General features: G+C 65.0%; 26 protein-coding genes and 1 pseudogene. 10 read left to right on the top strand and 17 right to left on the bottom strand.

Going from position 1 to position 26171, the window contains the following annotated elements:
• Positions 1–30 precede the first annotated feature (30 nt).
• Positions 31–690 (bottom strand): transcriptional repressor LexA, encoded by a 660-nt coding sequence (gene lexA, locus ACW2Q0_RS11010; protein ID WP_457188824.1) that lies wholly within the window; start codon positions 688–690, stop codon positions 31–33.
• A gap of 325 nt (positions 691–1015) precedes the next feature.
• Between lexA and thrS the strand changes: the two genes are divergently transcribed.
• Positions 1016–2224 carry a threonine--tRNA ligase gene (gene thrS, locus ACW2Q0_RS11005; protein ID WP_457188822.1) on the top strand — a complete coding sequence of 403 codons (1209 nt, stop codon included), beginning with the start codon at positions 1016–1018 and terminating at the stop codon, positions 2222–2224.
• A 7-nt stretch (positions 2225–2231) separates the two neighbouring features.
• On the opposite strand, the gene ACW2Q0_RS11000 is transcribed toward thrS, so the two are convergent.
• The 11 genes from ACW2Q0_RS11000 to ACW2Q0_RS10950 form a co-directional block, all read right to left on the bottom strand.
• Positions 2232–2729: a hypothetical protein gene (locus tag ACW2Q0_RS11000; protein WP_457188820.1), complete on the bottom strand. Its 498-nt coding sequence runs from the start codon at positions 2727–2729 to the stop codon at positions 2232–2234.
• Positions 2730–2996: 267 nt separating this feature from the next.
• A complete protein-coding gene (locus ACW2Q0_RS10995; protein ID WP_457188818.1) occupies positions 2997–3839 on the bottom strand; it encodes a DegV family protein in 843 nt (280 codons plus the stop codon).
• A gap of 3 nt (positions 3840–3842) precedes the next feature.
• Positions 3843–4601 carry a diglucosylglycerate octanoyltransferase gene (gene octT / locus ACW2Q0_RS10990; protein ID WP_457188892.1) on the bottom strand — a complete coding sequence of 253 codons (759 nt, stop codon included), beginning with the start codon at positions 4599–4601 and terminating at the stop codon, positions 3843–3845.
• 442 nt (positions 4602–5043) lie between these two features.
• Entirely contained in the window at positions 5044–5703 is a 660-nt protein-coding gene (locus tag ACW2Q0_RS10985) for a histidine phosphatase family protein (protein ID WP_457188816.1), read from the bottom strand.
• A 55-nt stretch (positions 5704–5758) separates the two neighbouring features.
• Positions 5759–6211 carry a ribosome silencing factor gene (rsfS, locus tag ACW2Q0_RS10980; RefSeq protein WP_457188814.1) on the bottom strand — a complete coding sequence of 151 codons (453 nt, stop codon included), beginning with the start codon at positions 6209–6211 and terminating at the stop codon, positions 5759–5761.
• An 83-nt stretch (positions 6212–6294) separates the two neighbouring features.
• A complete protein-coding gene (gene nadD, locus ACW2Q0_RS10975) occupies positions 6295–6936 on the bottom strand; it encodes a nicotinate-nucleotide adenylyltransferase (protein WP_457188812.1) in 642 nt (213 codons plus the stop codon).
• A 48-nt stretch (positions 6937–6984) separates the two neighbouring features.
• Positions 6985–7665 carry an RsiV family protein gene (locus ACW2Q0_RS10970; RefSeq protein WP_457188810.1) on the bottom strand — a complete coding sequence of 227 codons (681 nt, stop codon included), beginning with the start codon at positions 7663–7665 and terminating at the stop codon, positions 6985–6987.
• A gap of 65 nt (positions 7666–7730) precedes the next feature.
• On the bottom strand, positions 7731–8480 hold the full coding sequence (locus ACW2Q0_RS10965; protein WP_457188808.1) for an RsiV family protein: 750 nt from the start codon (positions 8478–8480) through the stop codon (positions 7731–7733).
• Positions 8481–8705: 225 nt separating this feature from the next.
• Positions 8706–10121 carry a vWA domain-containing protein gene (locus ACW2Q0_RS10960; RefSeq protein ID WP_457188806.1) on the bottom strand — a complete coding sequence of 472 codons (1416 nt, stop codon included), beginning with the start codon at positions 10119–10121 and terminating at the stop codon, positions 8706–8708.
• A 3-nt stretch (positions 10122–10124) separates the two neighbouring features.
• Positions 10125–11021: an AAA family ATPase gene (locus tag ACW2Q0_RS10955; RefSeq protein WP_457188804.1), complete on the bottom strand. Its 897-nt coding sequence runs from the start codon at positions 11019–11021 to the stop codon at positions 10125–10127.
• 69 nt (positions 11022–11090) lie between these two features.
• Positions 11091–12356, bottom strand: coding sequence for a glutamate-5-semialdehyde dehydrogenase (locus tag ACW2Q0_RS10950; protein ID WP_457188801.1), 1266 nt, complete (start codon positions 12354–12356; stop codon positions 11091–11093).
• Between the two features lie 75 nt (positions 12357–12431).
• Here ACW2Q0_RS10950 and ACW2Q0_RS10945 point away from each other — a divergent pair, with 75 nt between their 5' ends.
• The 6 genes and pseudogenes from ACW2Q0_RS10945 (at position 12432) to ACW2Q0_RS10920 (ending at position 16756) form a co-directional block, all read left to right on the top strand.
• Positions 12432–12644 (top strand): DUF2510 domain-containing protein, encoded by a 213-nt coding sequence (locus ACW2Q0_RS10945; RefSeq protein WP_457188799.1) that lies wholly within the window; start codon positions 12432–12434, stop codon positions 12642–12644.
• Between the two features lie 321 nt (positions 12645–12965).
• A complete protein-coding gene (locus ACW2Q0_RS10940) occupies positions 12966–13874 on the top strand; it encodes a helix-turn-helix domain-containing protein (protein WP_457188797.1) in 909 nt (302 codons plus the stop codon).
• Positions 13864–14076, top strand: a complete 213-nt coding sequence (locus tag ACW2Q0_RS10935; RefSeq protein WP_457188795.1) for a DUF397 domain-containing protein — start codon at positions 13864–13866, stop codon at positions 14074–14076. The genes ACW2Q0_RS10940 and ACW2Q0_RS10935 overlap by 11 nt, the downstream gene beginning before the upstream one ends.
• 62 nt (positions 14077–14138) lie before the next feature.
• Entirely contained in the window at positions 14139–14312 is a 174-nt protein-coding gene (locus tag ACW2Q0_RS10930; RefSeq protein ID WP_457188793.1) for a hypothetical protein, read from the top strand.
• 45 nt (positions 14313–14357) lie between these two features.
• Positions 14358–14522 (top strand): annotated as a pseudogene (locus ACW2Q0_RS10925) (GH-E family nuclease); the annotation flags it as partial.
• Positions 14523–14749: 227 nt separating this feature from the next.
• The gene (locus ACW2Q0_RS10920; protein ID WP_457188791.1) at positions 14750–16756 is read left to right on the top strand and encodes a polyprenyl synthetase family protein; all 2007 of its coding nucleotides are present in this window, start codon (positions 14750–14752) and stop codon (positions 16754–16756) included.
• A 66-nt stretch (positions 16757–16822) separates the two neighbouring features.
• Here ACW2Q0_RS10920 and ACW2Q0_RS10915 read toward each other — a convergent pair whose 3' ends face one another.
• The 3 genes from ACW2Q0_RS10915 to ACW2Q0_RS10905 form a co-directional block, all read right to left on the bottom strand.
• Positions 16823–17647, bottom strand: a complete 825-nt coding sequence (locus ACW2Q0_RS10915; protein ID WP_457188789.1) for a hypothetical protein — start codon at positions 17645–17647, stop codon at positions 16823–16825.
• Positions 17644–18252, bottom strand: a complete 609-nt coding sequence (locus ACW2Q0_RS10910) for an ABC transporter ATP-binding protein (protein ID WP_457188787.1) — start codon at positions 18250–18252, stop codon at positions 17644–17646. Before ACW2Q0_RS10910 ends, ACW2Q0_RS10915 begins: the two co-directional genes overlap by 4 nt.
• A gap of 264 nt (positions 18253–18516) precedes the next feature.
• The gene (locus ACW2Q0_RS10905; RefSeq protein ID WP_457188785.1) at positions 18517–20529 is read right to left on the bottom strand and encodes a polyprenyl synthetase family protein; all 2013 of its coding nucleotides are present in this window, start codon (positions 20527–20529) and stop codon (positions 18517–18519) included.
• A gap of 395 nt (positions 20530–20924) precedes the next feature.
• On the opposite strand from ACW2Q0_RS10905, the gene ACW2Q0_RS10900 reads away from it, so the two are divergent.
• Together ACW2Q0_RS10900 and ACW2Q0_RS10895 are read left to right on the top strand one after the other, a co-directional pair.
• Positions 20925–22298 carry a glutamine synthetase gene (locus ACW2Q0_RS10900; protein WP_457188783.1) on the top strand — a complete coding sequence of 458 codons (1374 nt, stop codon included), beginning with the start codon at positions 20925–20927 and terminating at the stop codon, positions 22296–22298.
• Position 22299: 1 nt separating this feature from the next.
• Positions 22300–23367 (top strand): amidohydrolase family protein, encoded by a 1068-nt coding sequence (locus ACW2Q0_RS10895; protein ID WP_457188781.1) that lies wholly within the window; start codon positions 22300–22302, stop codon positions 23365–23367.
• Here ACW2Q0_RS10895 and ACW2Q0_RS10890 read toward each other — a convergent pair.
• Complete coding sequence (locus ACW2Q0_RS10890; protein WP_457188779.1) at positions 23364–24110, bottom strand: DsbA family protein; 747 nt, start codon at positions 24108–24110, stop codon at positions 23364–23366. The genes ACW2Q0_RS10895 and ACW2Q0_RS10890 overlap by 4 nt on opposite strands.
• 204 nt (positions 24111–24314) lie before the next feature.
• On the opposite strand from ACW2Q0_RS10890, the gene ACW2Q0_RS10885 reads away from it, so the two are divergent.
• Positions 24315–25538, top strand: a complete 1224-nt coding sequence (locus ACW2Q0_RS10885; RefSeq protein WP_457188777.1) for an RtcB family protein — start codon at positions 24315–24317, stop codon at positions 25536–25538.
• 42 nt (positions 25539–25580) lie between these two features.
• Here the strand turns inward: ACW2Q0_RS10885 and ACW2Q0_RS10880 are convergent, their stop codons facing one another.
• Positions 25581–26063 carry a hypothetical protein gene (locus ACW2Q0_RS10880; RefSeq protein ID WP_457188775.1) on the bottom strand — a complete coding sequence of 161 codons (483 nt, stop codon included), beginning with the start codon at positions 26061–26063 and terminating at the stop codon, positions 25581–25583.
• Between the last annotated feature and the right edge of the window lie 108 nt (positions 26064–26171).

Below are 26171 nucleotides of genomic sequence, written 5' to 3'. Positions count from 1 at the left end.
TAGCCCGGACAACGGAATTTCGAACCGCGTTCACACGCGACGCATCACCGAGACAACCTTGCCCAAGACCACGGCTTCGTCACCGTCGATCACGTCGTAGGCCGGATTCCGCGGTTCCAGATAGATATGCCCGTTGCGCCGCCGATAGACCTTGACCGTCGCCTCCCCATCGATCATCGCGGCGACGATGTCACCGGAATGCGCCTCGTGCTGTTTACGGATCACCACCAGATCGCCGTCGCAGATAGCCGCATCGATCATCGAATCGCCGCGTACGCGCAGTCCGAAAACCGTTCCGCGACCGACGAGTTCACGCGGCAGCGTCATCAGGTCGTCGGCGTGCTCCTCGGCGAGGATGGGCGTACCCGCCGCGATATCGCCGACGACCGGAACCGCGACCGAATCCTGGGACTGCTCCGCAACCACGGACGCCTGCAGGAACATCCGCACGTCGATCGGCCGCGACATGGTCTCGCCACGCCGCAGAAATCCCCTGTCCTCCAGGGACTTCAGATGTTTCGACACCGAGGAGGAGGACCTCAGGCCTACGGCATCGCCGATATCCCTGGTACTCGGCGCGTACCCGTACCGCTGCGCCCAGTCCCGAATCGTGGCGAGGATCCGCCGCTGGCGCGCTGGCAGTGTCGAGGTGTCGAGGTGCTCGAAGGCATCGTGGTCGTATCCGGTCACCCGGGAATCCTAGAGCGAGCACGGACAATTCCCCGCTTTGTCACACGCGGCCGTCTGCGTCGTCATCCGGGCAAGGCAACCGATCGATTCGCAGGTGGTGGCCGCACGGCTGCTCCTGCTTGCAGGCCAGCACCATCGAACCCGCAAGAAAATCATGTGCCGGCGCGGCGAGGGTTCTGCTACGGTGGCGCACATGAAGCGCGCTGCAGTGACGACGACGCCGGAGACCGTCCCGGCGCGCTGATCGCTGTTCTGATCGAAAGCCCCGGGCGAGTGCCCGGGGCTTCGTCTTGTGGTCACTCGCCCCTGTCCGCGAGGAGATCCCATGCACGACCACCGCAAACTCGGCCGTGAACTCGGCTTGTTCGACACCGACCCACTGATCGGATCCGGCCTGCCGTACTGGTTGCCCGACGGCGCCACCGTGCGCCACGCACTCGAGGAATTCATCCGCACCGCGGAGCGACGGGCCGGGTACCGGCACGTGTACTCACCGGTGCTCGGAAAGCGAGAGCTCTACGAAATATCCGGGCACTGGTCGCACTTCCGCGACGATATGTTCCCGCCCATGGCGTTGGGCGGCGAGCAGGTGGTGCTGCGCCCGAGTCTGTGCCCGCATCACGCGGTGATGTTCCGCTCCCGCTCACACAGCTATCGCGAATTGCCTTTGCGGATGGCCGAATTGGGCGGGATGTATCGCTCCGAACTCTCCGGCGTGCTCAGCGGACTCACCCGGGTTCGCGCGATTCAGCTCAATGACGCGCACATCTTCTGCACCGCGGATCAGGTCGCCGACGAGGTCGCGGACGCGCTGGAACTGATCCGATCGGCGCATGCGGCCATGGGCATCCGGCCCACCCGATACCGGCTTTCACTGCCAGCAGCGGGCGGGAAATACGTTGCGGCCCCGACACTCTGGCGGCAGTCGATCGCCAGGCTCACCGACATACTCGACCGCGCCGGCATCCCCTACGAAGCAGCCGAGGGCGAGGCCGCGTTCTACGGCCCCAAAATCGATATCCAGTTCACCGACAGCGCGGGCCGCGAATTCACTCTCTCCACCGTGCAGGTCGACTTCCACCAGCCGGAGCAATTCGACCTGCACTACGTCGGCGCGGACGGTGCCGAACACCGCCCGGTCATGGTGCACCGCAGCATTATCGGCAGTGTCGAGCGAGCCGTCGCGCACCTGATCGAGGTGCATGGTGGCGCGTTCCCGGCCTGGCTGTCCCCGACTCAGCTGGTGGTCCTGCCGGTTTCGGCGGCCGAGGCGCCGACCGCCGACGCGCTCGTCGACCGCTGCCGCGGGCTGGGCCTGCGCGCCGAGGTCGCCGACCACGAACTCGGTAGCCTCGGCGCACGCATTCGCCGCGCCCGCTTGATTCCGTATCAAGTCGTGATAGGTCCAAAAGAGGTCGCGAATGACCTTGTCGCGGTGCGGCTTCGGGACGGACGCCGCCTCGAACCATCGCGGGTCGACACATTGCTGTCCCGCGTAACCGAACTCGTCGCCGCACACAGCACCCTGCTGTGACCCCTCATTACTCGGTCACGAAGTGAATCGCCAAGCGGTCACACAGTTCACCGAGTGCGCACGCATCGATGTGCGGCGCGTTCGGCCACGCATCGGCGTTCGTCCACGGCACCGAGGCCGGGGTGCCGTGCGGACGAGCGAATACGTGCTGATGGAAATGCGCGATGCTCATTCCGGTGATCGCGGAGAATACGAATTCAGGTGCCAGCTCGACGTGCAATGCGTGCGCGGCGCGTCGAGCTGCCCAGCCCACGGCCCGCGCCTCCGCGTCGGTCAAGGTCGACAACGTCGGCGCGTGCCGTCGGGTCTCCACGAAGAGGTAGCCCGGCGCCGGCATGCCTTCGGTGAGCGGCCGATGCGTCACCAATATCAGGTCGTCCGCGTAGAGCACCGGGCCGACCAGGGCACCGATCCCCCGGTGCTTATCGCAAATCGGACATTCGTTGCCCACGTCGTCACCATAACTTCCGTAGGGCGCCTCGATATCGAAGCTGCGCCAGCGCACTCGACGTCGCCGAGCACCCTTGCCGCACTTGGTGATATCCCGCTGCCGAGATCGGGCCGGGCGCGGTCGCCCAGCCGACCCGCCGCACATCGTGGATCTTGACATCGGCGATCAGTTCAGAGCCTTCGCGTTACGCAACTCATCATGCCGCGACGTTAGTCATCTCCGGCATCGACCGAAGGGGTTGCGATCACGCTGAAATTATTACGACCACCATGCCATTCGACCCGAGATACGGCGCGCTCGAGCGTGCTGAACCCTGGCTGATCAGGAACAGCCGCCGGGAACGACCGACACGCCCACAGTGCCTACACCGAGGTGAACGCCCAGGGTCGGCCCGAATTCAGCGATAATCAGTTCACGGATGCCTGGCACCAACTCGCGCAGTTGGGCAGCAACGGTATTGGCGGCGTCCGCGGCACCGAGGTGTTGTACGGCGATGGCGGCGCCGTCGTCACCGGCCGCATCCACCGCTGCCGCAACAAGTTTGGTGTAGGCCTTGGAGCGCGTGCGAACCTTTTCGCGTAATTCCAGGCGGCCCCCGATGATCTGCAGCAGCGGTTTGCTTACTAATTCGCTGCCGAAAAATGCTGCGGCGCTACTCAATCGGCCGCCGCGGCGCAGTTGTTCGGTGCGGTTCACGAGGATGAAGGTGCGTGATCGGCCGGCAGCGGCGACGGCGGTGTCATAGACGACATTCAATGTCGCGCCGCTGTGCGCGCGGCGTGCGGCCGCCAGCACCGGCAGTCCGGTGGCCAGACCGGCGCCGAGCGAATCGACCAGCCGGACCCGATCGGCGGCGTCCATATCGCGGACCGCCTGCCGTCCCGCCTCCCAGGTGCCGGAGAGTTGACGCGAAAGATGCACCGCGACAACGCCGTCCCCATTGCTGCGGGACAGGGCCTGCTCGTAGACCGCGCGCAGCTCACCGGGTGAGGCTGCCGAGGTCGTCACGGTATCCGAGCCGTAGTCGATATCGATGGCGTCGACACCTTCGTGGATGGTGCGGTCGCCGACCAGAACATGCAGTGGGACAACGGCAATGTCCAACTCACCGATAAGTTCGGCAGGGAGGCTGGCGGACGAATCAGTGACGACCACAACGGCCACGGACTACCGAACCTCCTGCAAGGTCTTCATCATCGAATTCGCGACCGCGGTATGTCCGGCCCATCCCCAGTGGATGCCGTCCGGATTCGCGCCGCCGGAGAAGATATCCTCGCGCACCGCTTCCGCGAGATCGACCAGTGGAACGGAGGTCTCGGCCGACCACGCGCGCAATGCCTCGACGGCGGGCTCTCGGCCGCTGTGTACATGCCCGTAGGCGGCGCAGTTGTGCACAGACGGCAACACCGCGACGACCGGCAGATCCGGACGCAGCTGGGCCAGCGCTTCACGCGCCTGCTCCAGGTAGTCCACACTCACCTTCGGCGGCAAGGCCACGGGCCGACCGAGTTTCGACAACGTGGGCTGCAGCCAGTTGTAGGTCGCGCGGATCCCGCGACGCAGCACGGGCGGACGCACATAGCGGATCAACTCGCGCAGCGCGGTCGGCAGCGGCGAGGGCAGGCTGTCCATACCGCCGACCGCGAAAACGACCGCACCAGCTCGCGGCACCGCCGCCCAGACCCGAGGATCGCCGATCAGCGCCCAGTACGCGTCCCGGCAGGTCCAACCGATCCGCCCGATCAGCTCGACATCCCAATCGAGTTCGGCGCCGACCAGATTCGGCCAGATCTTCGGATGGTCGGCGGGCAGGCCGCCCTTCGGACCGAAGTAGGACAGCGAGTCCGCGATCACCAGCAGCACTGGGCGATCGGATGCATCGGCCGAGGCCGGTTCCGCCGCCGCGGCCGAAACCTTGTCACCGATAACCGATTCGAGCGCGGGTAGTGATTCGGGATCGTCGACTACCGAATCACCTGCGGCAGTGGGCTCGTGTGCGCTTGTCGAAACCGCTGCGGGAGCTATGGGATCGGTTGTGGGAGCAGCGCCGATCTCGGACTCATCGATCGACGCCGCGATATTCGTATCGGAAGCTGCCGCAACACCTTCCGGTGGTTCACCTGCTGGTTCCGTGGGCTCAACGCCGGATCCGGACACGGTCGCGGGTACGGCGGGCTCGGCGTTACCTTCCCCGGATTCGGCGGTGGCAACCAATTCATCGCTCTCGGACTCGCCCGTTTGCGACGCGACCGGTTCCTGCTCGACATTCTTCATCGGGGCGGGCCCGAAAAGCGCATCCGGGATTGCCCGTTCGGGCTTGGCCGATACCCGACGGAACAATTCATCCGGTACCTGCCGAACCGGTTCTTCAGAGGACATCCGGGGCCACCTTCGCCGCTGCATTCCACACATCCAGGCGCCAACCCGGCTGATCGATGCTCGGACCGTGACTGCTCAGCTGTACCCAGCTGGTATTGGCCAAGCCCCCCAGGGCAGGCCAGTTCTGCGGCGGCAGGTCGAGCAGCGCGGCCGTGAGGGCGGCGATCAGCCCGCCATGCGCCACTAGGATGATAGTCCGGCCGGGCCAATCCCGCCGCTCGGCGAACAATTCTCGAACAACCGGTAGTGACCGTGCGCCGACCTCGAGCTTGCTCTCACCGCCCGGCGGGGTATAGGCCGCGTCCAAGCGCCAGGCCATCCGCGCACCGGGATAGTCGGCGTCGACCTCCAGATGGGTCAACCCCTCCCAGTCGCCGAGATTGGTTTCCCGCAGCCGCGGATCCGGGACCACCGGCAGATCGGTGTGGTCGGCCAGTGCCGATGCGGTATCGAAGGCGCGCCGCAGGTCGGAGGAGACGATCGCGATCGCACTGCGCGAAACCAGTTCGCGTGCGGCCTCTTTCGCCTGACGACGACCGAGCTCGGTGAGATCGGTGTCGATCTGGCCCTGCATCCGGTCGGTGGCATTCCACTCGGTCTGCCCGTGCCGCAGCAGGATCAGCGTGCGAACGCCGGCATACTTGCTCACAGCTGCGCCCCGCTCTGCTCGGCTCCGCTACGAGCAGGCTCGCGGTATTGATGGTTCACTCGCTACGCTCGCTCACGCTGTCTTCCCCCGCTTCACCACGTACCGCGACACCGTCGGACTCGGTGTGCTCGAGTACCTCGGTCCCGGCCGCGATCCCATCCACTGGAACTACCGGACAATCCTTCCAGAGCCGTTCCAGCGCATAGAAATTGCGTTCGTCATTGTGCTGGATGTGCACGACGACATCGACGTAATCCAGCAGTGCCCAGCGCCCTTCGCGGGTGCCCTCACGCCGGACCGGCTTGTGTCCGGCCAGGCGGAGCTTCTCCTCGACATTGTCGACAATGGCATTGACCTGACGCTCGTTCGGCGCGGAAGCGATCACGAAACAGTCGGTGATCACCAACTGTTCGGACACGTCGAGCACCACGACGTCGGTGGCCAGCTTCTCGTCCGCCGCGCGCGCGGCGACCTGCGCCATCTCCACCGATTCGACAGATGCGGTCATGCCGACGCCTCGCCGGCGCTCGGCTCCGACATGACCGCAAATGCGGCCGCGCCCTCGGTTCGCTCGCTACACTCCCTCACGCCTTACTTACCTTCCACTCCTACGGGCACGTATAAATGCCGCTTCGATATGTACTGCACGACGCCGTCGGGCACGAGGTACCACACCGGCCGGTTCTCAGCGGCGCGGCGACGGCAGTCACTCGATGAGATCGCCAACGCCGGGATCTCGATCATGGTCACCGCGTCGACCGGCAGGTCACGCAGGTGTTCCTCGAGATGATCGGTGTTCAGCTCATACCCCGGTCGGCTCACCCCGACGAATTTCGCCAGTTCGAACAACTCCGCCCAATCCTGCCACGTCAGGATGTTGGCTAGCGCGTCAGCTCCGGTGATGAAGTACAGCTCGGCATCGGGATGCTTGGTGCGCATCTCGCGCAGCGTGTCGACGGTGTAGGTGACCTTGCCCCGGTCGATATCGGCCCGGCTGACCGAGAATCGGGGGTTGGAGGCGGTGGCGATCACGGTCATGAGGTAGCGATCCTCGGCCGGGCTGACCTGTCGATCGGCCTTCTGCCACGGCTGTCCGGTAGGGACGAAGATCACTTCGTCCAGTTCGAACCGGTTCGCTACCTCGCTGGCGGCGACGAGGTGGCCGTGGTGGATGGGGTCGAAGGTGCCACCCATCACCCCCAGCTTGCGTCGACGCCGACCGTTCTCCTGCATGAGAGCCGAGCTTAACCGGTCAGTTCGGCGCGAGCCGGGGCCGGACGGTCAACTGCTGACAACTGCCCGCAGACCCGGCTTCAGTACTCCGTCGAGTTCGGACCACGGGATCGTGATATCGATATAGCCCAGTGCGTGGGAGGCGATCTCCCCGAGGTAGACGCGCAGACCGTCGGGCATGGCCAGCCAGTCCTTGAAGTTCTCCACCGCCGGTTCGATGCGCTGCTTGTCGTAGGGGTTCGTGCCGACCCGGGTTTTGGGGATCTGCGCCTGCGCCTGCGCCGACAGCCGATCGAGCCCCTTCTGCAGGTCGATGAAAAGATCCGGCAGGGTGAGCGCCTTGCCGGTGTCGATATCCGTTACGTGCGTTCGCTTGAAGGTGGTCGGATGCGCGTAGCCGTCGTCGACCTCGATGCCCAGCACACCGCTGAGCACATGGCGACCGATATGGGCGACCTCGCTCTGGTATCCCTTCACCCGCTGGTTCTGCGCCGCGGCTCGGATGTACGGATCCAATTCGGCGCGCATACCTTCGTTGAAGTCGGTGCGCGCAGCGTCGGTTCCGCCCTCGACCTGCGGCAGATCGAAGGAGTACCAGGGGCCCTCGAGTTCGACGGAGGTCGCGGTGAAGGCCGGTGCTGTGGGCGATTCGGCCCGGTCGGCGGACCCGCAGGCCATCAGCACGGCCAACAGGACGCTGACCAGGACGGCGGTAGCGGTCTTCCTCATTTCGCCTCCCCGAATAGCTCGCGTCCGTGCTCGAGAACGTACCACCGCGAGCTATCGCAGGTTCATCAACTGCTGACGACCGCGCGCAGCCCCGGCTTCAACACGCCGTCCAGCGCGGACCACGGCACGGTGACATCGATCGCACCCGCGGCGTGCGAGGCGATCTCACCGAGATAGATCCGGATGCCATCGGGCGTGGCGACCCAGGTCTGGAAGTGCGCGGCGACCGGGGCGAGCAGGCTCTTGCTGTAGCCCGCCGCCCTCGGGTTCCGCTGTACCTGGGCCTCGGCCTGAGCCGAGAGGACGTCTAGGCCCTGCTGGAGGTCGGTGAACAAGTCCGGCAGCGTGATGGCCTTGCCGGTGTCGATATCGGTGACGTGCGCAAAGTCGTTGCTGTTCGGGTGCGCGGCGCCCTCGCCGTACATGCTGACGACCAGATGCCCGCTGAGCACCTGCGCACCGATGCGGACAACCTGACTGTCACCGCCGGTGACCGAATCGCCCGGACGGCTGATGCGGTCGATCCACTCCTGCGCCCCGGCCCGCATCGCCGCGTTGAATTCGGTTCTGGCATCGGCCTTTCCACCGCTCACCTGAGGCACGTCGATCTTGTACCCGGCACCCTCGAGATGCAGTGTTGTCGCGGTGAAGGTTTCGGCTCGCGGCGATCCGGCGACGGTCGTCTTCGCCCCCACCGCGGACGAGGTCGCGGGCACCGACGATCCGCTCCCGGTCTGCGGCGAAGCGTCCGGCCCGCAGGCCGTGAGTACTGCGGCGCCGGCCAGTGCACCGATAACAGCGGCGGTCTTGTTCATCTGGAACTCCCGAATCCACGTCGCACCGAGGCGATCTCGGTGTTCGCTACAACAATGCCGATGCCACCTAACAGTTTTCTTACCGTCCGCAAACGCCATCAGCATCGCACCGGCTGAGCCGTGTCATTCCGGTGCATACCCGCGTACAGGTCGGATGCAATCGCAGATCAATGCACCCGTTGTGGGGCCGCGAATTCCGGCCGTGTGGAACGCACTTCAGCCACCTCACACCGGTAGCAGTCGCGACACCACCGCGGTCAGTTGTTTGGCCGAGCGGCACTCGTGCATCTCGATCACTTCGCGGTACCTATCGGCGGCGGAATCGCCGGTGCCCCAATTGTTTTCCTTCTCGGGATTGAGCCAATGCGCATGTTTGGCGGTCTGCACCAGCTCGCGCAGCACCTTCAGTTCCGGATCACGGTAATTGGTGCGGGCGTCGCCGAGAATCAGCAGCGAACTGCGGGAGGTGACCGCGTCGGGCCACTGCTCGACGAAGCTCGACAACGCATGGCCGTAGTCGGAGTGCCCGTCCAGGCCGACCACCTTTCCTTCGGAGAAGATACGGGTCATGGACTGGTCCGGCTGGGTCTTCGGATCGAAGAACCGGGTCACCTCATCGGTCCGGTCCACGAAAGCGAATATCCGCATCCGGGAGAACTGTTCGCGTAGCGAATTGACCAGCAAGAGCGTGAAGTTGCTGAATCCGGCCACCGAGCCGGACACGTCGCAGAGCAGCACCAATTCGGGACGACCCGGTCGCGGTTTGCGATTCACCAGATCGATGGGTACGCCGCCGGTCGACATGGATTTGCGCAGCGTCTTGCGCAGATCGATCTCACCGCGACGGGCGTGCCTGCGCCGCACGGCAAGTCGGGACGCCAGGATTCGGGCCAGTCGCTGCGTGCTGCGCCGCATCTCGGCGAGCTCGGTTTCCGAAGCACGCAGGAAATCGATATCCTCGACATGCCGGGCGACGGCATAGCTCGCGACGCGCTCCCTGCCGATATTCTCGGCCACCCGCCGATGCGTTTCCGCCTCCACGATGGCGCGGAATCCGGCGATGCGCTGCCGTCCGATGCGGCGCGCGATCTCGGTATCGAATTCGCTGGTATCCGGTCCGACGGCCATCCCCGCCAGGATCCTGGCCAGCAGTGTTTCCGGCTGTACCGCACGCAGCGTCCGGTACGCCGAGAAGGACGGACCGCGCGAGGATTCGTACTGCCCGAGTTGTTCGACCAGTTGCGCGGCGATCATTTCCTGCTGTTGCGTCGAATCCTCCCTGGTCAGCAGGGTCGCGAGCACGTCACGCAGCGCCGGAATGTCGATTTCACCGGACGGCGTGCGCGCAACCTCCAGATCCTCCGCAGCGCCGCTGCGCGCGCCGAGGGCGGCCGGGAACCACAGGTCGAACAGGCCGTCGAAGGTACTGCGATGGGTGGGGCGGCGCAGCAGCGCACAGGCCAACCCCTCGCGCACGACCTCGCGGTCCATCAGATCCAGCACCGAAACCACGCGGCCCGCGTCCACCGTCTCCGAGGGACCGACCGGAATGCCATGCGCCCGCAATGCCTCGACGAAACCGACGAGATGTCCCGAAATCCCGTGCGGCGCATCGAGTGTCGGCTGCGATCCGGCCGCCATGGCTCAGGCGAGCTTCAGCTCGGCCAGCGCGCGCTGGTGGTCGGCCTGATGTTTGAGCACGACACCGAGGGTGGCGCGCACGGTGGTGTCGTCGAGATCCTGCAGCCCCAGCGCGAGCAGGGTGCGTGCCCAGTCGATCGACTCCGCGACACTCGGCAGCTTCTTCAGCTGCATCCCGCGCAGCACGTGCACGATCCGCACCAACTGCGCGGCGACCGTGGCGGACAGCTCCGGCACCCGGCTGGCCAGGATGCGCCGCTCGAGTTCCTCGTCCGGGAAGTCCAGGTGCAGGTAGAGGCAGCGGCGCTTGAGCGCTTCGGAGAGTTCGCGCGTCGCATTGGAGGTCAGCACCACGAACGGCTTGCGACTGGCGGTAATGGTGCCGAGTTCGGGGACGGTGACCGCGAAATCGCTGAGCACCTCGAGCAGTAGACCCTCGATCTCGACATCGGCCTTATCGGTTTCGTCGATGAGCAGCACGGTCGGATCGGCGCGGCGGATCGCGGTCAGCAGCGGCCGCGACAGCAGGAACTCCTCGGTGAAGACGTCGGCCTTGGTCTCTTCCCAGTCATTCTCGCTGGACGCCTGGATCCGCAGAATCTGCTTGGCGTGATTCCACTCGTACAGTGCGCGGGCCTCGTCGACGCCCTCGTAGCACTGCAGGCGCACCAGCTCCGCGTCCACGGTCCGCGCGACCGCCCTGGCCAGTTCGGTCTTGCCGACACCGGCTGGACCCTCGATCAACAGCGGCTTACCGAGCCGATCAGCCAGGAATACCGAGGTCGCTGTCGCCTTATCGGCCAGGTACCCGGTGGTGGCCAGTCGTTGGATCACATCGTCGACCGAGGTGAAGATCGGGTCCTGCGTTGCGCTTTCGGTACCCACGTAGCGTCCTTCCATCGAAACCCACCTCCAACGCTACGGCAGGCTTCGATGCAAGCACTCGGCGGTTCTTACACCGAACGAAATCTAGACCGGGCGGATCTGGCCATCGCCCCAGACGATCCATTTGGTCGAGGTCAGTTCCGGCAGCGCCATCGGGCCGCGGGCGTGCAACTTCTGGGTGGAGATGCCGATTTCCGCGCCGAAGCCGAACTGCTCGCCGTCGGTGAAGGCAGTGGAGGCGTTCACCATGACGGCGGCGGCATCCACGCGGCTGGTGAATTCGCGGGCCGCGGCAAGTTCAGCGGTAACGATGGCCTCGGTGTGGCCGGTGCCCCAGGTGTTGATGTGCTCGACAGCTTCATCGAGATTCTTGACGACCTTGAGCGCGATATCGAGGGTGAGGTACTCCTCGCCCCAGTCCTTGTCGTCGGCGGGCACCAGTCCGGGCAGATCGCCGTGCACGGTGACGCCGTGGTTTTGCAGCGCCTCGATCAGCCGGGGCACGGCGGCGGTGGCGATCGCGTCATCGATGAGCACCGTCTCGGCGGCATTGCACACGCTGGGACGGCGGGTCTTGGCGTTGATCAGGATCTGCTCGGCCATGTCCAGATCGGCGGCCTCGTGCACGTAGACGTGGCAGTTGCCGGTACCGGTCTCGATGGTGGGTACTTGGGCGTCGCGGACCACGGCATTGATCAGGCCCGCGCCGCCACGCGGGATGACCACGTCGACCAGGCCGCGGGCCTGGATCAGATGGGTCACGCTCGAGCGATCATGGCTGGGCAGCAACTGCACCGCATCTGCCGGAATATCCAGTGCGACAAGGGCTTCCCGCAGCACGGTGACGAGTGCGGCATTGGAATGCGCGGCCGAGGAGGACCCGCGCAGCAGCGCCGCATTGCCGGATTTGAGCGCGAGTCCGAATGCGTCGACGGTGACATTCGGGCGGGCCTCATAGACCATGCCGACCACGCCGAGCGGCACTCGGACCTGACGGATCTCCAGCCCGTTCGGCAGCGTCGACCCGCGCACGACCACGCCGACCGGATCGGGCAGCCCCGCCACCTGGCGCAACCCCGAGGCGATACCGTCGATACGCGCCTTGGTCAACCGCAGCCGATCCAGCAGCGAATCCTCGGTCCCCGCCGCCTGCGCGGCCGCGATGTCTTCGGCATTGGCGGCGAGCACGGTATCGGCCGCCGCGAGCAACGCATCCGCCGCCGCATGCAGCGCCTCGTTCTTCTGCGCCGTGGTCAACTGCGCGAGCGCCCGCGAAGCCGCCCGAGCCTTCCGCGCCGCATCGTGCACCGCTTCGCGGATATCCTGGCCGGTCGTCGTCCCTACCGTCATAGGTGACAGCCTACTGACCGGTGCGAAAGCGGTTCCAGCCACGGCGCGGACCGGCGGCCCGTCCATACTTGCCGCATGGAACTCCTGCTGCTCTTGATCGCGGCACTGGTGGTCGTCGGTGTGGGCGTCGGACTCGTCTTGCTCATCGTGCAGTCCGGATCTCGCAGACCGAACCATCCCGCACCATCGCTGACACCGGGGTGGTATCCGGATCCGGCCAACCCCGGCGTCGTGCGCTGGTTCGACGGGCGGCAGTGGACGCCGCATACGCAGCCGCGGACGCACTGACCACCGGCATATCAGCTCAGCACGGCCTGAGTTCTCAGCCTTGACAAGGCAATACCTTGCATACGACGGCGGGTGAACCGCTCGTCGGTGCAGCCACAGCGGGTTTCCGCGGTTGGCGGCCGGTTCCAGATTTCGCACCGGCTCGACTCCACTCCGGTACCGCGGTGGACATTGCGGGCCATCACCTGATCGATACCGATCAGTCAGATCGTGCGCCGTTGCTCCCGGGGACCGAGGGACTAAGCGCCAGAACGGGACTCGGTTCCGCGATGACAACAGGCTCTGTTTCCGCTCCGACATGACTCGATTCCAGGAGACCCCGTGACCAGCACCGAAGAGGATGGCCCATCGTCAACCCTGCCGCGCCGCCAGCTCGGACGGTTCCTTCGCGACCGCCGCGAAGCAACCGGATTCACCATCGCCGAAGCCGCCAAATTGGTCGACCTTTCCAGGGCCGTGCTCCAGCGCATCGAGACCGGCCAGATTCAGAAGGTTCAAAGACAGGATGTGCAGGCGCTGTGCGAGGTATACGACGTTGGACGCGAAGACACACGGGCCGCAGTCGATCTCGCGACCCAAGCCCGGTTCAAGAATTGGTATCACGTATACGGTGGCCTGTTCAGCAACGCCTTCAACATGTATGTCGGGCTCGAAGCCGCCGCCCGCCGACTCACCACCTACCATGAGCAACACGTCCCCGGCCTACTCCAGACGGCCGACTACGCGCGCGCAATCATCAGTGCATTCCCCAAATTCACCAATCCCGAGGACGTCGACCGGCGCGTCGAGCACCGGATGAAACGGCAAGCGCTCGTCACGCGCAAGACGAACCCGATCCAGCTGGACGTGATACTGCACGAGTCGGTGCTTCACCGGGTGATCGGCACACCCAGCATCATGGCCGCGCAGCTGAAGCACCTCGCCGAAATGTCCAAGCGCCCCAACATCACATTGCGGATACATCCATTCAGGGCCGGTTTGACCTGGGGGACGCCCTACAGCTCGTTCATCATCCTGGGGTTCGAGCGTTGCGCCAAAGGAGAACCCGTCGAGCCTCCCGTGGTATTCATCGACGGCGGAGCCGCACAAGATCTATATCTCGAGAAGCCCGAGGACGTGCGGTTCTATAGTGAGCTTGCTACGGCCATCCAGGATGCATGCCTGGGTGAGGTGGAAAGCAGAAACCTGTTGCGGCAGGTAGCGAAGGAGCACGAGCGTCGTGAGCGTTGACCTATCCGGGGTGAACTGGTTCAAGAGCAGCTACAGCGAAGGCAGCGCCCAATGCGTCGAGGTGGCCTGGCTCGACGGAGACAAAGTCGGCGTCCGCGACTCGAAAAACCCAACCGGCCCAGCACTGATATTCACCCCCGGCGAATGGGATGCCTTCGCATCAGACGTACAGGGCGGCGAGTTCATCCACCCCACCACGTAACAGCTCCCGACCACGGTAAACCACCTCAGTCCCACACGTAATTAACTGAGGCCATTACTGAAATGATCGAGGCGCAGCAGAGCCCGGAGACCGAGCAGTCGCTCGAGCAGGCCGACCTCGTCAAGAACCAGTTCGAGACCTTGGCGGGTGTATGTGATCAGCTCGCGACATCCTGTGACTCGCATGCGAATTCGGTCGACCAGACCAAGCGATCAAACGCGCGCTCGTCGAGCTGATCGCACTCGTGGCGGTGAACCAACACAACAGCCGGCTTCGAACACCGTCGGCTGCTGGCAGATGCCCAAAGCCAGGGTATGGACCAGCAGCAGTTCAACGACTACGTCAACGGCCACCCGGAGTACTTCCATATCGAGGACCAATACGGCAACCGCAGTCACAGACGCGGACAGCTAAATCCCTTGTGGCGGAAGCGAAGTGGGGCATAACTTTCGCTGTGGAATAATCGTGGCGGCTCTGCCTATGCCGATCTCTGGCGCGGCGACACCCATCCTTTTCTTCGAAACGTGGGCCGCACAATCTCGGACGATGGCCAGCCCTGCCATGACCGCACCAAAATTGGCCGATACCAACATCTTCCGCGCGAATTCGAGGTCCAATTCCACTGATCGATGGTGTTGCAGATGACCCGATGTAACCAGTCAGGAGTGCCCTCGTGCCACGTGAAATCGATTCAGCTGTCTTCCCACATCTGGATGCGGACTTGGACCGCGTCCGTGCAGTTCTAGGACCTGTTCGACTGACGGGCAGGCCTGAGCTGACCGCACTCACCGACGAGGGTCCGGATACCTCTCGCCGTTTGGTTCGTCCCACTTTGACCCTGTTGTCGTACTACTTGCTCACCGATCCCGCGACCCCGGCCGACGACCGGGTGGTGCGCGCCGCGGCTGCCGTCGAATTGCTGCATCTGGGCTCGCTCTACCACGACGATGTCGTCGATCACGCGTACCAGCGTCGCGGCCGCCCCAGTGCCAATGTGGTGTGGGGTTCGCATATGGCGGTACTGGGTGGGGACTCCGTGATGCTCGCGAGCGTGCGCATGCTGGCCGAACTAGGCCGGCGGGAAGTTCTCGCGGGGGCGATCGCGGGTGAGCAGATGTGCGCGGGCATGGTGATCGAGGCCGCCGACCTCTATGTGGCCTGCCGCAGCGAGCAGTCCTACTTGGACGCGATCGACGGTAAAACGGCGGCGGTGCTCTCGCTGGCATGCCGGGTCGGTGCGATGCAAGCCGGGCGCCCCGAGGATGCAGAAGAGGCGTTGGCCCTGTTCGGGCGACATTTCGGGATGGCATACCAGCTGTATGACGACATCCTTGACCTGACCTCGACCGCCGAAGAAATGGGCAAGCCCGTCAACGCGGATCTGCCCGAGGGCATCTACACACTTCCTGTGATCCGCGCGGCCGCCCGCGACGAGAACCTTGTCCGACTGCTACGCAGAGCAATGACGCGTGAGCAAGTCGCGCGGGCCCACGAACTCGTCATCACCTCCGGTGCCGTGGACGAAGCACAGGCGATGGCCGATGAATTCATGGACCAGGCCGCCGGTCGACTTGCCGCTGTGCCCGTCGACCGACGCGCCCGCGACGCGATGACCGCCTACGCCCGGTCCATCCTCGACCGGCGACCTTCCGATCCCGCCGTCGCCCCGCGCGCGACGCAGCCCCGAGCCCGCGGTGCCGGGCTCCCGCCACACGTCGCGCAATGGTTGAGAAACTGGCTGCTGGACACCGGTCTTGCCCGCACTGCCGCCGAGGCCGACTACCACCGGTGGACAGGCGCGATCCAGCTCCCGGCACAAACCTTGACCCCGGCAGCGGACACCGCACGTGAACAGACAACCTACGGTATGGCCGTGCTGACCCTGGTGTGGGACGACCTGTTCGAGGATCCGCAACTGAAGGACCCGGAGGCGGTCACCGCGCTGCGGCGCGGCATGGTGGCGGTGGTGCGCCAGGACCCGCAGGCGCCGTCACGGCCCGGCGCGATCGCAACGGCCTGGGCGAGTGTGTGGCCGCGTCTGCGCGCGGGCCGGACCACCCGCTGGCAGGAGCGGTTCCTCAACGGTCTCGAGGAGTGGTTCGAAGCGGCTGAACGCGAAGCGCACCATCGCATCAACGGCTACATCCCCGCCACCGCCGACTACCTGCCGCTGCGGATCGCGACTAGTGGGATCGAAATCGCCCTCGCCTGCATCGAGGTGTACCAGGACAGCGAACTGCCGTCCAAGCTGCGCAACCATCCCGTGATCCGCCGATTCGAGGAACTCGCCTTCTGGGTGACATTCGTGGAGAACGACCTGGTGGGCTTGGATCAGGACGAGGCAGACCAAGTCCCCTATAACTTGGTGCGGGCGGTCCGTCACGAAACCGGCTGCACCCCTGGCGAAGCCGTCGAGCAGGTGCGGCGCCAGGCGGCGGAGCATCGCGCCCAACTCGAGGCGGTGATCCGCTACATCCCCGGACTCATCCGCGTGCTTCCCGGCCTGTCGGGCAGGAGGAAGGATTACGCGCAGATATACGAGAACATCACGAATGTGGCGCTGTGGGGACGTGATAGCGATCGGTACGAGCCGAACTCCGCTTCCGCGGCGCCGGACTTGGAACGCTTGTGGCGGGAGATCCACGACCACGCCGACGAACCGGCCCCTATCGCTCCGTAAGCCCCACAGCCGACAAAGTCAGGGGTGTCCCGCGCGGTTCAGCGTGGCATCGCGCGGGTTGCGCCCTCAGTGCTTCGCCGACTTCGTCGGCCATGGGACGCGAGGTCCACAGATGCGGACCCACATCGGAGGTCGAAGAGACGAGCGGGTCCGCAGATGGAAAGCGATCAGTCCGACGAGGGCGCTCACGGCGAACCAGGCCAGTTGCACGGCGAAGCCCACAAATGGCGTGGCATCGGAGAATCCGGCCGCGGTCGAAGCCTGCATTGCCCCATAGGAGGGCAGCCAGCGCACCAGATCGCTGTCTGCCCCGACGCTGGCGATGGGATTCTGCACGGCCATATCGACGCAGCTGATCATCGCGATGGCGAACATACCCTCCACCTCGCGACGCAGCAGCGCACCGAGGGCGACACCGAGTGCCCCGTAGGTCATCGCCGCGCCGAAAAGCGCCGCGGCAAGCAGGCCCGGCTGCCGAGGCGACCAGTAGCAGCAGATGATCGCGGTGGCGTACGCGCAGACAATCACGGAGGCCACCACCAGGCAGGCGATCTTCGCCAGCCCCAGCGCGACCCGAGGATACCCGGCCATCGACAGTCGCCGGTCGAACGCTCCACTGCTGAAAGTCGCCGCGAACATCATGAACCCGATGATCAGTGAGACCGCCATCAGCGCGACGCTGATCTGGGCGAGTTCATTGCCATTGGCCCGCAGCACGAGACCGGTGTCCCGGAGCCGGAACGGCACCTCGATGTCGGTGACGGCCACGTGCACCAGAGTGATCAATATGGGGACGAAGGCGGCCACCAACAGCATGGCGAACCGGTTACGTGCGTGCTCGATGAGGCCGTAGCGGGTGGCGATCAGAAACAGTCGAAAACCGTTGCTCATCCAGCCTTCTCTTGTCTGTCGTGTAGGACCCCGTCGTGCAACTGCCACACCTGATCCAGCTTGTCGGTGTCGTGGGCCAGATGCGAGACGACCAGAACCGACCGGCCGCTGTCACGGAACTGGGTGACCAGATCCCAGAAACGCAGATACGTCTCCCAATCGAAACCCTGGTAGGGCTCGTCGAGCAGCAGAACCTGCGGGTCGTGCATCACCGCCAACGTCAGGTTGAGCTTCTGGCGGGTGCCGCCGCTCAGCGTCGCGACGCGCTCGCCGAGGTACTCGGAGAACCGGAGAATCTCCATGGTCTCCTCGGCCCGCCGCAGATCCGCAACGGCATAGGCAGCGGCGAAGAAGTCGAGATGCTGGCGGACCGTGAAGGCGTCGTTGAGGATCACCTGCTGCGGGCAGTAACCGAACCGTCCACGGTGCCGGATCGTGCCCCGGTCCGGTCGCAGCCCTCCGGAAAGGACCTTCAATAGCGTCGACTTCCCCACCCCGTTCTCACCGACGATGCCCATCAGCGTCCCCACAGGCAGCACGATGTCGATACCACGCAGCACCGACCGCCTGCCGTATGAGTGGTGGACGTTCTCCACTTCCATCATCGCCCCTTGCTGCCGCGGATGCAGTGGCCCGGCATCCGTTCGGATGTTACCAAGCAACGACGAAAACCCGTGCCGCGACAGCCAATTCGCGACACGGGAAGCGCTGCGTGGTTGACCGAATTCAGCCGGGGCGGTTACCGACTCAACTTGCCAGTGCCCGTGCTTATCTGCCCATGCTTATCCTGAGCAGATAGCACCGGCCCTCGAACCGGTGCGCCGGCCCGGAGAGCCGCCGGAGCGGAGAAAATGCTTCGGCGGCAGGATTTACGCCCTGCTGGGAGCCGAATCCGCAGCGGGGTAGTAGACCTCACGGCGCAAGCGTTCCAAGTCCGGCGCGGCGGCATCCGAGCTCTGCGTGTACCGGTCGGCGTGACGCGCCGTGAACGCCGCGTCCCTGATGTTCTCGTAGAGCGACATGTACTCCTTCCTGCGGCCGGATAGACCGGGAAGTACGCGCAGGAGTGCGGGCAAGTAGCGGATCACGGCGTCGATCCGAGCGCGTTTCTCGGTCAGCTGACGCTGCACCTGCTCGATGGCTGCACCACGGGTGCACCCGGTTTCCTGCCGGATGGCCCTGACCAGGTTGTAGGGGATATGGTCGGCCTCGTCCCGATCCAGTGACACCAGATCGTTCTCCGCCAGGGCCACCCAGAAGAGAAGTTCCTCGAGACGGCGGAACACAGGGTGGTTCCGCAGTGTCGACGGCAGTTCCCAGTCCTGGCGCACCTCCAGGAGGGCGGCAGCGATGGCGAACCCACCGGTCGAGTTCCGCAGCGGGAGCCAGTCGGCGGTGGTGGGGACGTAGCGGTTGATGCGATGGTGCGCTTCGCGTTCGCAGGCTTCGAACCACGCCTCGACGCTGTCGAGGAACCGCTCCTGCCACTCGATGGTGCGGCCCTCGCGCAGGCGCGGCCACACACTCGCCCATGCCGTCGCGATCGCGCCGGGCTTCCCCGGTTCCCGTGGATCCTGACGCAGCACAGCCGCCAGTCCATGCCGCAGCGCGCTGACAGCTTCTGGATCCCTCAGCCGTGGATCATCGAACAGATCATCCCACACGGCAAGCAGCGCAGCCATGGCGGTGAAGGCCTGTTCATGGTCTGCGTCCGCGGGGGCCAAGAAGGGTTGCGCCGGCAGCCGGAACACTCCTGACCACCGGTGATCCTGGTCGAACTCGGCCGGAGAGGCGACAAGGCCGGTATCTGCCATCCAGTTCCTCAGCCATGATATGGCCTGCGGCGAGACCGGCTCGCCCCCTGCCTCGGATGGCTGTGTCGAAGGCCCCGAAACGACGGGGCGGGAAGTTCGCCGGTCGAGTACCGACCGGACATAACCGATCATCGCGTGGCGAACCCGAGAGTCAACGGGCACAGCGGCAAGCTGATCCTGGGCCTGGTCGATGAATTCCTCTGCGACCGCCTGTGCCTCATCCACGGCACCCGAGGCGATCACGAGCTCGCGGGCACGCGCGGCGTCCGCACGCGTCATTCGCCGACCCAGCAGGCGGGCAAGTCGTTGGTCGCGAACAGCCGCACGGATCACGGGCAACGTGTAGATGCCCTCGAACAGATCCGTGTTGACCGGCTTACCCATTTCTTCGGCGGTCGAAGTCAAATCGAGGATGTCATCACACAATTGGTATGCCAGCCCGAAATATCGACCGAACTCGGCCAACGCCTCCACGTGCTCGTCGCGGCAGCCGCCCTGCATCGCGCCGACCCGGCACGCCAACGACAGCAACGCCGCTGTCTTACCGCCGATCGACTCCAGGTAGGAGTGCTCACTGCGAGCGGCCACATACTCATCGGCGGCCTCGAGCACCATCCCCGCGCACATCTGCTCGCTCGCGATCACCGCCGCGGAAACCTCGCGCTGGCCGAGTTCCACCAGCATGCGCGTGCCCGAGGTCGTCACACAGTCCCCAGCCAGCACGGCCATGTGCGAACCCCACACCGCATTGGTGCTGGGACGTCCGCGGCGCTGATCGGCGTGATCGATGACGTCGTCGTGATACAACGACCCCAGATGCAGCAACTCCACCCCGGCAGCCGCGCGCACCGCCCGGTCGTCGGCCGGGGTCGCGGGATCGGTGAGCAGGTAGTACGACAGTAACGTCAACGTCGGACGCACCAGCCGACGAGACGTGTCCGGCCCCTCATCAGTAAGTGCGGTCAGCTCGGGCCGACCTCGAAACCGCACGGGCCCGAGAACATCACGGACGCGGTCCAGGTCCGCATCCAGGTGAGGGAAGACAGCGGAATCAATCTCACGGGGCACGCGCGCTCTCCTGCCTAGGGGTATCGGCCATCTACACCGTTGATACATTTGAAATTTGACACGATAGTGCACGAAAAATGTTGGTATCGGCCAATTTTGACGCCAAAGGTGAGATTTACCGCTTTCGGACACGCGTCCATGCGCTGCGACACGCGGCGGATGGCTTCTCGCTGACAACGGCATGGCCTATTCGTGATAGATCCGCTCGCTGAATTCCATCGATCTCGTTCAGGATCTGTCGTAGGAAAGACCGAGGTGGCTGGCCGGGTGCCTCTGGTCCCGACAGGTCGACCATAAGCCGCGAAGTGCCGGCCATCGAATTGGCCGGATAACCCGATGCGACGAGGTGGGCCGAGTCTGTGCCGAAGCGGCCGGGGCCAGATTATCTTGGGGTTATGCCCACCATGCCGGATCGGATACCGGCCGAGGGTGCCCACGATGCGTTGATCGGGCATCTCGAGGCCCATATGGTTGCACTGACTTTTGTGGACAATGCCGGAATTACCAGGGTGAAGACGGTGCCGAAGGGTCGGCTGGCGCATGCTGCCAGGTTCGGTATCGGGGTGTCGCCCTGTTTCGAGACGTTCACCTTCGATGATCTGATGTCTGTCGGACGATATATCGGCGGGCCCGATGGCGATTTGCGTCTGATTCCCGACCTGTCGCGATTGACCGAACTCGCCTGTCAACCGGGGTGGGCCTGGGCGCCCGCCGATAAGTTCACCCTGGACGGCAACCGCTTCGTCGCCTGTCAGCGCGCCTTCGCGACCCGGCAGGCACAGGCCGCCCAGCAGGTCGGTCTGCGGCTGTCGATGGCGTTCGAGACGGAGTGGGCGGTCGGGCGCGGGGATGTCGGCAACGATTTCGTCCCAGCGGTATACGGGCCCGCCTACGGCATGATCCGGTTGAGCCAGGTGGGCGAATACGCCAGCGATCTCGTCGCGGCGTTGGAGCGCCAGGAGATCGCCGTCGATCAGTTCCACCCGGAATACGCTCTGTCGCAAATGGAATTGTCCGTCGCACCCAATGATCCGGTCGCGGCCGCCGATGACGTGATCCTGGTGCGGCACACCATCCGGCAGGTGAGCGCGCAATACGGTTGGCGCGCACTGCTCGCGCCTTGTATCGAGCCCGGTGGCGCGGGTTCCGGTGCGCACCTGCATTTTTCGCTACACGACACCGAAGGACCGCTCCTGGCCACGGGCGACGGCCCCTATGGCATGCGTCCCGCCGGCGAGGCGTTCCTGGCGGGTGTGCTGCGGGAGCTACCCGCCTTGGTCGCGGTCGGCGCGGGCAATCCGGCGAGTTTCCTCAGGCTGCAACCCTCACGCTGGGCCGGGGTCTGGCAATGCTGGGGCCGGGAGACGCGGGAGTCCGCGCTGCGCTTCATCACCGGCTTGCGGGGCACCGCGGACTGGGCGGCCAATGCCGAGGTCAAATGTTTCGACGCGACCGGTAATCCGTATCTGATCGTCGGTACGGTTATTGCCGCCGGACTCGCCGGTGTCGCCGAAGAACTGCGGCTGCCCGCCGAAATCTCCGGCGATCCGGTCGGTTTCGATGCCGAGCAACTCCTGCTGTCGGGTGTGCGGCGGTTGCCGACCGGTTCCATGGAGGCCGCCGACGCACTCGCGGACTCCAAGGTGCTCGCTGAGGCACTCGGCGTCGAATTGCATGATGCGCTGCTCACCGTGCGTCGTGCCGAGGCCGAACGCTATCGGGATATCAGTCCGGCCAAGGTGGTCGAACTCACCCGCTGGCGGTTCTAGCGTGCTCACCGATGGTGTCGCGCTCACCGATCACCATTGTCACGGCGTCGTGGCCGCGGATCTGGACCGCCCCGGATTCGAGCGACTCCTGGGTGAAGGACAACGCGGCACCTTCGATTCATCGATCGGTTTGGCGGTAAGGCGTTGGTGCGCACCGGTTCTCGACCTGGAACCGCATGCGGATCCGGAGCGTTATCTGGCGCGCAGGGCCGACCTCGGCTGGCGCGAGGCAACCACTCGACTGCTGCGCGCCGCAGGCACCACCCGATGGTTTCTCGATACCGGATTCGGCGGTGGACGAGCAGAATTCGCCGCCCTAGCTCCTGGCGAGGTGTGCGAGATCGTCCGGCTCGAACAGGTAGCCGAGCAGGTGATCACCGAAGTCGCCTCGGCGAAAAGGCCCTTCGAGGATGTCGAGACCGCGTTGCGTGGTCGGGCCCGAAATGCTGTCGGCCTCAAGACAATCGTCGCCTACCGCTGTGGCCTGGACTTCCCACGCACCGAAACACCGCCGTCGACGATCACCCAGGAACTGCGCCTCACCGACCCGGTGACGCTCGGCTGGCTTGTCGGACTCGGCGCTCGCATCGGAGCCGAGCTCGGCCTGCCCCTGCAGATCCACACCGGATTCGGCGATCCGGATCTGCGGCTGAATTGCGCCGATCCGCTGCTGCTCACCGACTTCCTTCACGCCACCGCGGGCTCCGGGCTATCGGTCATGCTGCTGCACTGCTGGCCGTTCCACCGCAACGCCGCCTATCTCGCCCATCTCTTCGACCATGTGCATCTGGACCTCGGCCTGACCATTCCGTATGTGGGACGACGAGCCGAGGCCGTACTCGCCGAAGCACTCGAACTCGCACCGTTCCGGGCGATGCTGTACTCCTCCGACGGTTGCGGGCTCCCGGAGCTGCACTATCTCGGCGCACTACTGTGGCGCCACGGCCTCGGCTGCCTGCTCGACGAGTGGATCGCCGACGACATCATCACCCTCACCGACGCCGAACGACTCGTCTCGGCGATCGCCTACGGAAACGCGGCGCGCACCTACGCGCTGTCCGTGGACTAGCGCGCAGCGGCGATGGCGGCCTCGAGTCCGTTGGACAGCTGGCCGGAGTCGAGTTTCTTACCGTTGACGAAGACGGTCGGAGTGGCGTTGACCTCACCGTTGAGGACCCGCTTGGTCTTGTCACGGAGATAGGTGTCATATTTGCGATCGGTAATACATTGGGCGACAGACGGATCGGTGTAGCCGGCATTCTTGGCGATCTCGATGAGCTTGCTGTCGGGCAGGCCGCTACCACCCTCGGCGGGCTGCTGCTCGAACATCGCGGCGAACCAGCCCTGATACTTCGAGTGGTCTTGTCCCGCAACACAATACGACGCATTTGCGGCCCGCGAGGAGTACTGGGTGCTGGAGGCGCGATCCAAGAATGAGATGACGTCGTATTCGATGATCGCGGTGCCGTTCTTGGCGGCGTCTTCCAAAGTCTTCGCGTTGCTCTTCTCGAATTGCTTACACGCGGGGCACTGCAGGTCCGCGACCACTCGAACGACGACCTTCGCATTCGAATCACCGACGCGGACCGTTCCGGTGGCGGTCACGCCCGCGGGGCTGGTACCGGAGTCGGCGCCCGCCGCCGTCGCGTTACCCGAAATGACATTCATGTGACTCTTGCGCACCACAACCGCGCCGACCACGACCACAGCGACGATCAGCAGTGCGGCGACCGCCACCAGAATGACAGCGGCGCGGTTGGTGGACCGCGACGGTGACGGCGGAACGGCCCATCCATGCTGAGGGTTGCTCACGGTACCTTCACCACGCTTTCGCTCGCCGAAAAGTTCCGCCCCGCACGATAGCGGTTGCCGAACGCGGCATCCTCGTCCGGTCGCGCGCCGACGACGCCCGACCGCCGATTTCTTGCTGCCGGCTTCGCAAATATTGAAGTGCGCACCGCCCCGGGTGAACCTAGCGTTGATAGGGAATAGACCGAACCAGAAAGGACGCTTCCCATGTTTCCCGTCGAGCTGCGCGGAACCAGGGCGCAGACGCTCATGTGGGCCAACGAGCACGACATCGAGCAGTCCACGCTGCGGCAACTGCGGAATATCGCGCAACTGCCATGGGTGCACGGCCTCCGTGTCATGCCCGACGTGCATCTCGGCAAGGGCGCGACGGTCGGCTCGGTGATCGCGATGCGCGATGCGGTCGCGCCGGCGGCGGTCGGCGTCGATATCGGCTGCGGGATGGAAAGCGTGCAGACCGACCTCACCGCCGCCGATCTACCGGACAACCTGCATTCGCTGCGCTCGCGCATCGAGGCGGCGGTACCGGTGGGGTTCCAGTCACATAAGGCTGCGGTCGACGTCGCGAAGCTGGGCGCGCAGTTCGCGGCCTCACATGGCGAACTGGCCAAGCACGTCAGCGGCTGGACGCGCTTCTGGTCCGAGTTCGGCTCACTGAATCCGGGCGTACAGGCGCTGGAATCCAAGGCACACAAGCAGATCGGCTCGCTCGGCGGTGGCAATCACTTCATCGAGATCTGCCTGGACGAGCACGACAGGGTATGGATCCTGCTGCACTCGGGTAGCCGCAATATCGGCAAGGAACTCGCGGAACGGCATATGACTATCGCGCGCACACTGCCGCACAACAAGGACCTGCCCGACCGCGATCTGGCCGTATTCCTTTCCGGCACACCGGAAATGGAAGCCTACCGGCGCGATCTGACCTGGGCCCAGGAATATGCCGCACGCAACCGGGCGGTCATGCTGTCGCTGGTATGCGGTGCTGTGCGCGCGGAATTCGCCGGACGCGAAGTGCGTTTCGATGAACCCATATCTTGCCACCACAACTATGTGGCGGAGGAAGAGATCGACGGGTTGCCGATGCTGGTGACCCGCAAGGGCGCGGTGCGGGCGGGTGCTGGCGATCTGGCGTTGATTCCAGGTTCGATGGGCACGCGCTCATATGTGGTGCGGGGCAAGGGAAATCCGGCCTCGTTCCAGTCGGCGTCGCACGGTGCCGGGCGGCGGATGAGCCGGAACGCGGCGAAGCGGCAGTTCACCGTCGCCGATCTGATCGCGCAGACCGAGGGCGTGGAATCGCGCAAGGACGCGGGTGTGGTCGACGAGATCCCGGCCGCGTACAAGGACATCGACGAGGTCATCGCCGCGCAACGCGATCTGGTCGATATCGTCGCGACGCTGCGTCAGGTGCTGTGCGTGAAGGGGTGACCTGGCGGCCGAATTGCGGTGATAACAGCCACAATTCGGCCCTCAGCGCCGCCGCAGCGTCCCGGCCACTCCGGCACCGAGCAGCAGTACCCCGAGGATGAAGGGGAAACCGCTGGTCACCCAGGTGATCAGCGCTTGCCGCATCTCATCGGATAGCAGCGGCAGATCGTCATGAATAATCCGCCAGGTGTCATCCGGGAACAGGATATAGACAAAGCCCGGTACCACACCCCAGATCAGACCGGCCAGCACCGTCCCGGCCGGTGCGTACGCGGCAAGCGCGGCCACCAGGAACAATAACAGTGCCCCGCCGACGATCTGGAATGTCGACCCGGCCCGGTTTGCCGCGGACCCGAGAATGACCCATTGCCGGGTATCCAGCGCCGCATGCGCGGCGAGTCCGATGCCGACCGGGGTGACCACCAGACCGGTCAATATGCCGACGACGGTCCGCCCGAATCCACCGGTACTGCGGAATTGCGCACCGGGTGGCGACCAACCCGGCGGCGGCTCGTAGTTGGTCATGGCTGCCTCCTCGCGCGGTCCCACGGTGCGCAGCAATGATCTCATCCTATTGTCCGTTGCCCATAGCTATTTCGCTGTTTCGGCCGCGGTGCCCGCGGGTGTCACCGG

The sequence above is a fragment of the Nocardia citri genome (genome assembly GCF_054065835.1).
Note: the sequence above shows the minus strand (reverse complement) of the source record. Positions and strands in the feature narration are given on the sequence as shown.